This is a genomic window from Pseudomonas sp. PS01298 (assembly GCF_029959745.1).
Taxonomy (GTDB): Bacteria; Pseudomonadota; Gammaproteobacteria; order Pseudomonadales; family Pseudomonadaceae; genus Aquipseudomonas; species Aquipseudomonas aylmerensis.
Genome location: NZ_JASCPP010000169.1, coordinates 1 through 9063 on the forward strand (window position 1 = coordinate 1; position 9063 = coordinate 9063).

General features: G+C 62.8%; 9 protein-coding genes and 1 pseudogene. 5 read left to right on the forward strand and 5 right to left on the reverse strand.

Annotated elements, in window-relative coordinates; all coding sequences use genetic code 11:
• Positions 1-74: 74 nt before the first annotated feature.
• Positions 75-848: an L-iditol 2-dehydrogenase gene (locus QMX97_RS30395; RefSeq protein WP_282398136.1), complete on the reverse strand. Its 774-nt coding sequence runs from the start codon at positions 846-848 to the stop codon at positions 75-77.
• Between the two features lie 18 nt (positions 849-866).
• Positions 867-2177 carry a sugar ABC transporter substrate-binding protein gene (locus QMX97_RS30400; protein ID WP_282398137.1) on the reverse strand — a complete coding sequence of 437 codons (1311 nt, stop codon included), beginning with the start codon at positions 2175-2177 and terminating at the stop codon, positions 867-869.
• Positions 2178-2387: 210 nt separating this feature from the next.
• Between QMX97_RS30400 and QMX97_RS30405 the strand changes: the two genes are divergently transcribed.
• The 3 genes from QMX97_RS30405 (at position 2388) to QMX97_RS30415 (ending at position 5472) form a co-directional block, all read left to right on the forward strand.
• Positions 2388-3326 (forward strand): AraC family transcriptional regulator, encoded by a 939-nt coding sequence (locus tag QMX97_RS30405; protein WP_201144076.1) that lies wholly within the window; start codon positions 2388-2390, stop codon positions 3324-3326.
• Between the two features lie 155 nt (positions 3327-3481).
• Complete coding sequence (locus tag QMX97_RS30410; protein WP_282398138.1) at positions 3482-4429, forward strand: nucleoside-specific channel-forming protein Tsx; 948 nt, start codon at positions 3482-3484, stop codon at positions 4427-4429.
• 14 nt (positions 4430-4443) lie between these two features.
• Positions 4444-5472 carry a purine nucleoside permease gene (locus QMX97_RS30415; RefSeq protein ID WP_282398139.1) on the forward strand — a complete coding sequence of 343 codons (1029 nt, stop codon included), beginning with the start codon at positions 4444-4446 and terminating at the stop codon, positions 5470-5472.
• Positions 5473-6341: 869 nt separating this feature from the next.
• Here the strand turns inward: QMX97_RS30415 and QMX97_RS30420 are convergent.
• The 3 genes and pseudogenes from QMX97_RS30420 to QMX97_RS30430 form a co-directional block, all read right to left on the reverse strand.
• Positions 6342-7301, reverse strand: a complete 960-nt coding sequence (locus tag QMX97_RS30420; RefSeq protein WP_282398140.1) for a zinc-binding alcohol dehydrogenase family protein — start codon at positions 7299-7301, stop codon at positions 6342-6344.
• A gap of 27 nt (positions 7302-7328) precedes the next feature.
• Positions 7329-7502 (reverse strand): DUF1427 family protein, encoded by a 174-nt coding sequence (locus QMX97_RS30425; RefSeq protein ID WP_074851542.1) that lies wholly within the window; start codon positions 7500-7502, stop codon positions 7329-7331.
• A 70-nt stretch (positions 7503-7572) separates the two neighbouring features.
• Positions 7573-8357 (reverse strand): annotated as a pseudogene (locus tag QMX97_RS30430) (helix-turn-helix transcriptional regulator).
• Positions 8358-8474: 117 nt separating this feature from the next.
• On the opposite strand from QMX97_RS30430, the gene QMX97_RS30435 reads away from it, so the two are divergent.
• Positions 8475-8717: a DUF6555 family protein gene (locus tag QMX97_RS30435; RefSeq protein ID WP_065905999.1), complete on the forward strand. Its 243-nt coding sequence runs from the start codon at positions 8475-8477 to the stop codon at positions 8715-8717.
• A gap of 14 nt (positions 8718-8731) precedes the next feature.
• The gene (locus tag QMX97_RS30440) at positions 8732-8995 is read left to right on the forward strand and encodes a hypothetical protein (protein ID WP_065905997.1); all 264 of its coding nucleotides are present in this window, start codon (positions 8732-8734) and stop codon (positions 8993-8995) included.
• The last annotated feature ends 68 nt before the right edge of the window (positions 8996-9063 follow it).

Below are 9063 nucleotides of genomic sequence, written 5' to 3' on the forward strand. Positions count from 1 at the left end.
TGTATTTTTTTGATCGCTGTTTCGCGGAGTAAACCACCCCTGCAGGCTCCCGGCTTGCCGGGCGCCTACCAGGATCAGTTCATCCAGTTGCCACCGTCGACGTTGTAGGTCTGGGCCACCACATAGTCGGCCTCTTTGGACGCCAGGAAGATTGCCATCCCGGTCAGGTCCTCTGCCGTACCCATCCGCCCGAACGGCACCTCACCCCCTACCCGCCTCTTCTTCTCGCCAGGCGGCAAACCTTCATGCCTGGCGAACAGCGCATCCACGCCATCCCAGTGCTCGCCATCCACCACACCGGGGGCGATGGCGTTGACGTTGATGCCCTGCATGATCAGGTTCAACCCCGCCGATTGCGTAAGGCTGATCACCGCCGCCTTGGTTGCGCAGTAGACCGCCACCAGCGGCTCACCGCGCCGCCCGGCCTGGCTGGCCATGTTGATGATCTTGCCGCCGTGGCCCTGGCTGATCATCTGTCGCGCGGCAGCCTGCAGGGTGAACAGCGTGCCGGCGACATTGATCGAGAACAACCGCGCGTAGCTGTCGCGGGTGATGTCGACGATGGGCGCCAAGTCGAACAGCGCAGCGTTGTTGATCAGGATATCGAGCTTGCCGGCCTGGGCGACCACGGCGGCAATCGCGCTGTCGATGGAGGCCTGGTCGGTGACGTCCATCGCCACCGCGTAGGCCTGGGGGCCCAGTTCGGCTGCAGTAGCCTGGGCGCGTTGCAGGTCGATATCGGCGATGGCAACGGTGGCGCCTTCGGCAATGTAGGCCTGGGCAAACGCGCGGCCGATCCCGCGCGCCGATCCGGTGATCAGCGCGCTCTTACCTTCGAGTCGTTTCATTGAGGTGTCCTGTCAAAACTATTTCGGGTAGCCGGCGCGTTTCATCTCGCGCTCGGTGGTGGACTGCGCCTGCTGCAACGCCTGGTCAACCGACATGCCGCCGGTGAGCGCCGCCGAGAACAGCTTGCCGACGGAGGTGCCGATTGCCTGGAACTCGGGGATGGTCACGTACTGAATGCCCACGTACGGCACGGGTTTGGCCGAGGGGTGCGCGGGGTCGGCGTGTTTCATCATCTCCAGGGTCACCTGGGCGAACGGTGCAGCCTTGAGGTACGCCGCGTTGTAGGTGGATTGACGGGTGCCCGGCGGTACGTTGGTGATGCCTTCTTTATCCGCGACCAGCTGGATGTACTCCTTCGAGGTCGCCCAGGCGATAAATGCCTTGGCGGCGTCCTTGTGCTGGGAGGTGGCCGGGATCGCCAGCGACCAGGCGTAGAGCCACGAGGAGCCTTTGTCGGTGACTTCGGTGGGGGCAGCCGCGAAGCCGACGCTGTCGGCGACCTTGCTCTGGCTCTTGTCGGTGGTGAAGGAGCCGGCGACGCTGGCATCGACCCAGATCGCACATTTGCCGCTATTGAACAGCGCCAGGGTTTCGTTGAAGCCGTTGCTGGACACGCCCGGCGGGCCGTATTGCTTGAGGGTGTTGACGTAGAAGTTGGCGGCGGCGGTCCATTCGGGGCTGGTCAGCTCGGGCTTCCACTGCTCATCGAACCAGCGCGCGCCAAAGGCATTGGCCATGGTGCTCAGCAGTGCGATGTTTTCACCCCAGCCGGCCTTGCCGCGCAGGCACATGCCGTATTGGCCTTGGTCCTTGGCTGTGAGCTTGGCGGCGAACTCGCCAAGCTGCGTCCAGGTCGGGTGCGCGGGCATGCTCAGGCCAGCCTGCTTGAACAGGTCGGTGCGGTAGTAGGTCACGGTGCTTTCGCCGTAGAACGGCAACGCATACAGGGTGTCTTTGACCGACAGGCCCTGGCGCACCGACGGGAAGATGTCGTCGGCATCGTAATCGGCCGGCAACTGGGTCAGCGGCTCCAGCCAGTGCTTGGCGCCCCACAGCGGCGTCTCATAGGTGCCAATGGTGAGCACGTCAAACTGCCCGCCCTGGGTCGCGATATCGGTGGTGAGGCGCTGGCGCAGCACGTTTTCTTCCAGTACTACCCAGTTCAGCTGGATGTCCGGGTGTTGCTGCTCGAACACCTTGGACAGGCGCTGCATGCGGATCATGTCGCTGTTGTTGACGGTGGCGATGGTGACGGTGTCGGCGGCCTGACTGGGCATTGCCACTGCCAGGCCGGAAAGCAGGAACAACGCGTGCGGGAGCTTGAACATGGCGGTTTCCACCTGTTGTTTTTGTTGTTGAGCGCCGATTACAGCAGCTTGGCCAGCCCCCCACAAACGCAGGGCGAATGCTCGACTGATACTTTTTTAACCGCCGTTCCAGGATCAAAAAAGTATCAGTACCGGGCGGAACCAGGGGTAGCGCACGGCTTGCCAACCCGCGTATTTTGAGCCGATCCAACAAGTAAAAGAGGCATCACCATGCCCATCAGCCGCGCCCAACTGTTCGAACACCGCCCTGCCGAGCTTGAAGTGATCCTGCCTGAGCCGGACCACTGCTTTCGCTGGTTCGAACATGACTACCCCTATGACCTGGCGCGTTGGAATCACCATCCCGAATTTGAAATCCACCTGATCCGCCAGGGCAGCGGCAAGCTGGTGGCGGGCGACTATATCGGCGCGTTCGGCGCCGGGCATGTCGCGCTGATCGGCCCGGACCTGCCGCACGACTGGATCGGCGAGCTGGCTCCCGGTGAATACCTGAGCGGCCGCGACGTGGTGCTGCAATTTGACGGCGCCGCCCTCCTCGCCTTGCGCAAGACCCTGCCCGAACTCGGCGACTTGCAGCCGCTGTTCGAGCAAGCCCGGCGCGGCCTGGAGTTCACCGGCGCCACGGCGCTGCAGGCTGCCCGCCTGATGGAAGCCATCGGCAGTGCCCACGGCCTGCAGCGGTTGATCCTGTTCCTGCAGCTGCTCGACACCCTGAAAAACGCCCCGCCCCCTCAGGTAACGGCGCTGGCCAGCCCCTGCTACGCGCCGACCCTGGACGCACGCAGCGCCGAACGCATCAACAAGGCCTTCGACTACTTGATGACGGAGCTGACCGGCGACGTGCGTCTGTCGGTCATCGCGCAACAACTGGAGATGAGCGAACCGGGCTTCTCGCGCTTCTTCAAACGCAACACCGGCCATGGATTTATCGACCTGATGCGTAAATTCCGCGTGCAACGCGCCTGTCGGTTGCTGCTGCAGAGTGAGATGTCGGTGGCAGATATCTGCTTTGAAGTGGGCTACGCCAACCTGTCCAACTTCAACCGGCATTTTCGCATCGAGATGAACCAGACACCGAGTGAGTATCGGCGCGAAACCGCGATGCACCTGTTCAATCGCATCGAGAAAATGACACCCAGCCAATTTTGACCAAAAGGTCGATTAATCGCGCTTTTTCCCATTCAGCTCAATCCCTTGAACAAAGTTGGTACGCCACGTGCAAACGTTTGCGGAACGAACTTGCCAGCCAAGTTCACCACTACCCGCAGAATCGGGTTCCAACCGCGTACGAATAGGGATTTTCAATGCACCCCACCTCAAGGCCTCGTGCTTGCTTTGGTGTTTCCTTGCTACTGGCTGCCGTTACGGGAGTACTCAGTGCACCCATTTTGGCGCAGCAAAAACCCGTGGATGACTCGGCACAGGGCGAAACCCTCAGCCCCGAAGCCAGCCCGGCTAAAAAAGGCGTGTATTGGTCGGACTGGTTCAACCAGGACCTGACCTTGATCGGCAGCAAAGACATCAGCTTCGGCCCCAAGCCGCAGGACGACGTGTACCTGGAATACGAGTACTTCGGCCGCAAGGGACCTTTCGAGCTGTACGGCTACATCGACGTGCCGAAGATCCTCACCATCGGTAACAGTAATGACAAAGGCGTGTGGGACCATGGCTCGCCGGTGTTCATGGAGCATGAGCCGCGTATTTCCATCGACTACCTGGCGGGGCGCAGCCTGGCCATCGGCCCGTTCAAGGAATGGTACGTGGCATTCGACTGGATCTACGACCACGGCAGCAACAAGGACAACCGCGCCAACACCCTGTACAGCGGCCTCGGCACCGATGTCGACACCCACTCGCGGGTCAACCTGTCGGCGAACTTCTACGGGCGTTACCAGTGGGAAAACTACGGCGCCAGCAATGAATATTCCTGGGATGGCTACCGCGCGCAGATGAAGTACATCGTGCCCATCAGCAGTTTCGACAACGGTGCCTCGCTGACCTACATCGGCTTCACCAACTACGATTTCGGCTCGGACCTGCACAAGGACAACCCGGCACGCACCGCCAATTCCCTGGTGGCAACCAACGTGCTGCTGTACTCGTTCACGCACCTGCGCTTCACCCTGGTCGGTCGTTACTTTCATAACGGCGGCAACTGGGAGGATGGCAGCGAGCTGAACTTTGGCGAGGGCAACTTCCGCGCCCGCTCCGACGGCTGGGGTTACTACGCCGGCGTGGGCTATCAATTCTGATCAAGGAGCATTCGATGAAAGCGTTTACCCGTCTGTCACTGGCCATCGGCCTGGCGCTGCTGCCCCACGTGGTGCTGGCTGATACACCGGCGCCGATCAAGCCCAAGGTGATGCTCATCACCATGTTCGCCCCCGAGGCGCAAACCTGGATCGACCGCCTGGCACTCAAGCAGGAAGTGCGCGTGCCGGGCCTGTCGGCCGAATACCCGGTGATCCGCTGCAACACCGAGGACGTCTGCCTGCTGGTCACCGGCATGGGCCAGACCAACGCCGCCGCGTCCTCCCTGGCACTGGCCCTGTCGCCCAAGTTCGACCTGCGCCAGAGCTATTTCCTGATCGCCGGGATTGCCGGCATCAGCCCCAAGCACGGCACCCTCGGCACGGCGGCGTGGGCGCATTACCTGGTGGAATTCGGCACCCAGTGGGAGCTGGACTCGCGGGATGCGCCCAAGGAGTGGCCAACCGGCTATATCGGCATCAACACCAAGGGGCCCAACGAGAAACCACCGTTGGACTACAAGACCGAAGTGTTTGAGCTGAACCCGAAGCTGCAAGCCAAGGCGTTTGCGCTGTCACAAAAAGTCGAGCTCACGGAAAGCAAGGAATCCAGCGCCTGGCGCAAACACTACCCCGCCGCGCCAGCCAACCAGCCGCCGCAAGTCACCCGCTGCGACACCCTGGCGGGTAACACCTGGTTCTCCGGCACACGCCTGAGCGAGCGCGCCGAAGTCTGGACCCAGTTGCTCACGGACAATAAAGGCGAGTACTGCACCACCCAGCAGGAGGACAACTCCACCTACGAGGCCCTGCTGCGCGCCAGTCGCGAAGGGTTGGTGGATATCCAGCGCCTGGCGGTGGTGCGTGCCGGTTCCGATTTCGACCGCCCTTATCCTGGCTACAGCGAAGTGGACAACCTGCTGAAGTACGCCGATCAAGGCGGTTTTGTACCGGCGCTGGAGAACCTGTACCGCACGGGCAACCCGCTGGTGCAAGCGATCTTGAAGAACTGGTCGGCGTGGGAAAAAGGCGTCCCCGAAGCCTGACGAGCGTTGACTTGTGGGGGGGCTGGCTTGCCTGCGAAGGCGGCGGGTCAGCCAACTTCGCCGCTACTGATCCAACTACTTCGCGGGCAAGCCCGCTCCCACAATGGAGCTGCGCTAGAGACGGGACTCAGGCCTTCACTCGATCAGTGTGGGAGCTGGCTTGCCTGCGATGGCGGTGGGTCAGCCAGCTTCGCCGCTACTGATCCACCGCCTTCGCGGTCAAACCCGCTCCCACACTGGAAATGTGCCAGACACGGGATTCAAGCCTGCACTCGATCAGTGTGGGAGCTGGCTTGCCTGCGAAGGCGGCGGGTCAGCCAACTTCACCGCTACTGACACTCCGCCTTCGCGGGCAAGCCCGCTCCCACGGTGGAGCTGCGCCAGACACGGGACTCAAGCCTGCACTCGATCAGTGTGGGAGCTGCGCCAGGCACGGGACTCAGGCCTGCACTCGATCACTGTGGGAGCTGGCTTGCCTGCGATTGGGCTGGGTCAGCCAGCTTCGCCGCTACTGACACTCCGCCTTCGCGGGCAAGCCCGCTCCCACAGTGGAACTGCGCCAGACACGGGACTCAGGCCTGCACCCGATCACTGTGGGAGCTGCCTGCGATGGCGGTGGGTCAGCCAACTTAGCCGCTACTGATACTCCGCCTTCGCGAGCAAGCCCGCTCCCACCGTGGAGCTGCGCCAGACACGGGACTCAAGCCTGCACTGGATCACTGTGGGAGCTGGCTTGCCTGCGATGGGGGTGGGTCGGCCAACTTCATCGCTACTGATCCACCGCTTTCGCGGGCAGGCCCGCTCCCACAGTGGAGCTGCGCCAGACACGGGACTCAGGCCTGCATTCGCTCCCCCCTTTTTTGACCGTGTCAGGGCAGGAGGATGATCTTGTCTGCAATGCCCTGGTTTACGTCTTGATAGCACTGCACACCGTCGGCCAATGCCACTTCGCGCAGGCCGGTGGGCAGCGGCAGCAGGCCTTCATCGAAGAAGCGTCCGAACTGCTCGAGCATCACCGCGCATTGCTCGCAGTTGTAGAGCAACGAATTGATCCCCACTACCGAGCCACCCTTGCGGTACAGGGCCAGGGCCGGCAATTGCACGTGGCCGTCCACCGGCGCGGCGATGATCGCGATGCGACCGAATGGCGCCAGGCCCGCCACGGCCGCCGGCAACCAGAAACCGGTGGTGTCGAAGATCACATCGGCACCGCCCTTGAACACCGCGTTCACCTGCGCGCCCAGCTCGTCCGGCGTGCCCAGGGCAATCGCGTCGACACCCTGCGCCTGCAACACCTCGACCTGCTCGACCTTGCGCACCGCCGCCAGCACCTGGGCCCCGCGAATTTTCGCCAAGGCCAGCGCCGCGCTGCCGACCGCACCATTGGCGCCGATCACCAGCAGCCGCGTGCCTTTGCCGACACCGCTGCGTTCCAGCGCATCCCAGGCGGTGGTGTACGGCACGCCAAGGCTTGCGGCCTGGGCAAAACTCAAGTGGCTGGGTTTATGCGCCACGCCCTTGGCGGACACGGTGAGGTACTCGGCGTGAGAACCATCGGCGAAAAAGCCCAGGTCGCGTCCGGTGCCCCACACGGCCTGACCGACCAGCGCCTGCGGCCCCTGCACCACCACACCGGCAAAATCGCGGCCCGGAATGCGCGGCAAGGTGGTGTAGGGGAAGCGGCCGAGCACGTTTTTTACATCGCTGGGGTTCAGGCCCGCGGCCTTGATCTGGACCAGAACTTCACCGGCCGCCGGCACCGGGGTAGCGACGTCGACGAAACCCAGGGCGTTAAGGTCGCCGGTAGCGGAAAACTGCAGTGCTTTCATGACGCAATCCTTAGGAGAGAAAGAAAATCAGGACAACCAACCGCTGACCAGCTGCCGCCCCATGGGCCACAACTGCTCGCCGAGCAGCATGCCCATCAGGCCCACCAGGGCGATGGCCGGCGGCGCGGGCGAGCGGAAATCCAGCGCGCCGTAAATCACGCCGACAAACAGGCCGATGGCGAGGGAGATCAGGTAGTTCATGGGGGCTGCGCCTCAGGGGGTTGATGGGCTCAGTGTAGAGAGCCCATTTCTGAAGCATCGGCCAAGTGCTTCAGGATTTCGGCCAACCCCTCAGCCGACGTATTGCGAAGGCGCCACACCGAGTTCGCGGCGAAACATGTCGCTGAAACTGCTCGGCGAGTACCCAAGCGAACGTGCGATCGCACTGACAGACTGGCCCTGGATCAACTCCGCCACCGCCGTGGCCAGTTGCACCTGGCGGCGCCATTCGGCAAAGCCCATGCCCAGGTTGTGCTGGAACAGCCGCGCCAAGGTGCGCACGCTGGCACCGGCCGTGTCTGCGTGCTGCTCGAAGGGGATTTCCAGGGACGGCTCGGCCATCACCGATTGGCATGCGTTGATCAGGCGTCGGTCGGCCTCGACCGGCATGGCGATGCGGATTTGCGAGCGACGCGCCCGTTGCAGCTCCAGCAGGGCCAGGCCGACCACCGCGTCGTAATACGCCGCGTCACCGCTGTCGCCCTGCTCCACCAGCGCGACGATCAGCTCACGCAGCAGCCCGCCAACCTCAATCACCTGCACTTGGCTGTCCAGTGTCGCCGCCAATGATGGGCGCAGGTAGATATTGCGCATCTGCAGGTCCGACACCACCCGGATCCCGTGCTCCACCCCAGGCGGCAACCACACGGCACGCTGGGGCGGCACCACCAAGGCTTCGCGGGGGGTCTCGACCCACATCACGCCGCTCATGGCGTAGAGCAATTGTCCCCAGTCGTGACTGTGCGGCTCCACGTACAACCCACGCGGGTAAGTACGCGCCAAAGGCTGCACGGGGACGGCGTGATCACTGAGGTCGGGGGGCGCAGCCAGGGCCATGGGGGGCACATTAATCAAGGGTGAGCCGCCATGGTAATGACCACCGCTCGACAATCCGAGTGAATTTTTAGCGCCCGCGAGGATCACTTGCTTTACACCACCAGGGTTGATGGGCCAATGAATAACGCAAAACTGTTCGTGATCGACTACAGCCTCCATGGCGAGCCGAAGTCATTCATCATCCGCCTGGAAAAGCTCGACACCCTGGAAGCCTGGCATTGGGCAAGCTGTGATGCCGGCGTGGGCCGTATCGGCCGTTTCGCCCGTGAGCAGGTCAAGAAGACCAGCCGGGAGCAGGCCGAGAAGTTCGGCATTACCAACGTGCAATGGCGCCGCTCGGATGCGCGCGCTCAGGCTTGATCAGGGAGAGAACCATGGATTCAATCAATGGCAGGGCGCGCATTGATTACACCCGCGACACTTTGTTCGGGCCGCTGGCCAAACAGGCCGAGTGTCAGGTGAGCCTGCAACACGCGCCAGGCTGGCTGGTGCTGAAGGTTTTCCAGCCATTGCCGGATGATCTGCATGACGCGCAAACCGTGGTATTTGCGCTGGAGGGCCGCCGTACCAGCGGCGTGGTGAAAGACCGTCAACGCCTGCCCGATCATAGCCTGCGGCTCGAACTCGAACGCCAGTGACCGCAGAAACTGCGTAGGAGCCGGCTTGCCGGCGATGGCGACCTCAAGATTCGTGCAGTCCTTGGGGG

Excerpts from the sequence above, each read along its gene's own strand:
- QMX97_RS30395 (WP_282398136.1), bottom strand. The coding sequence starts at position 848 with ATGAAACGACTCGAAGGTAAGAGCGCGCTGATCACCGGATCGGCGCGC.
- QMX97_RS30400 (WP_282398137.1), bottom strand. The coding sequence starts at position 2,177 with ATGTTCAAGCTCCCGCACGCGTTGTTCCTGCTTTCCGGCCTGGCAGTG.
- QMX97_RS30405 (WP_201144076.1), top strand. The coding sequence starts at position 2,388 with ATGCCCATCAGCCGCGCCCAACTGTTCGAACACCGCCCTGCCGAGCTT.
- QMX97_RS30410 (WP_282398138.1), top strand. The coding sequence starts at position 3,482 with ATGCACCCCACCTCAAGGCCTCGTGCTTGCTTTGGTGTTTCCTTGCTA.
- QMX97_RS30415 (WP_282398139.1), top strand. The coding sequence starts at position 4,444 with ATGAAAGCGTTTACCCGTCTGTCACTGGCCATCGGCCTGGCGCTGCTG.
- QMX97_RS30420 (WP_282398140.1), bottom strand. The coding sequence starts at position 7,301 with ATGAAAGCACTGCAGTTTTCCGCTACCGGCGACCTTAACGCCCTGGGT.
- QMX97_RS30425 (WP_074851542.1), bottom strand. The coding sequence starts at position 7,502 with ATGAACTACCTGATCTCCCTCGCCATCGGCCTGTTTGTCGGCGTGATT.
- QMX97_RS30435 (WP_065905999.1), top strand. The coding sequence starts at position 8,475 with ATGAATAACGCAAAACTGTTCGTGATCGACTACAGCCTCCATGGCGAG.
- QMX97_RS30440 (WP_065905997.1), top strand. The coding sequence starts at position 8,732 with ATGGATTCAATCAATGGCAGGGCGCGCATTGATTACACCCGCGACACT.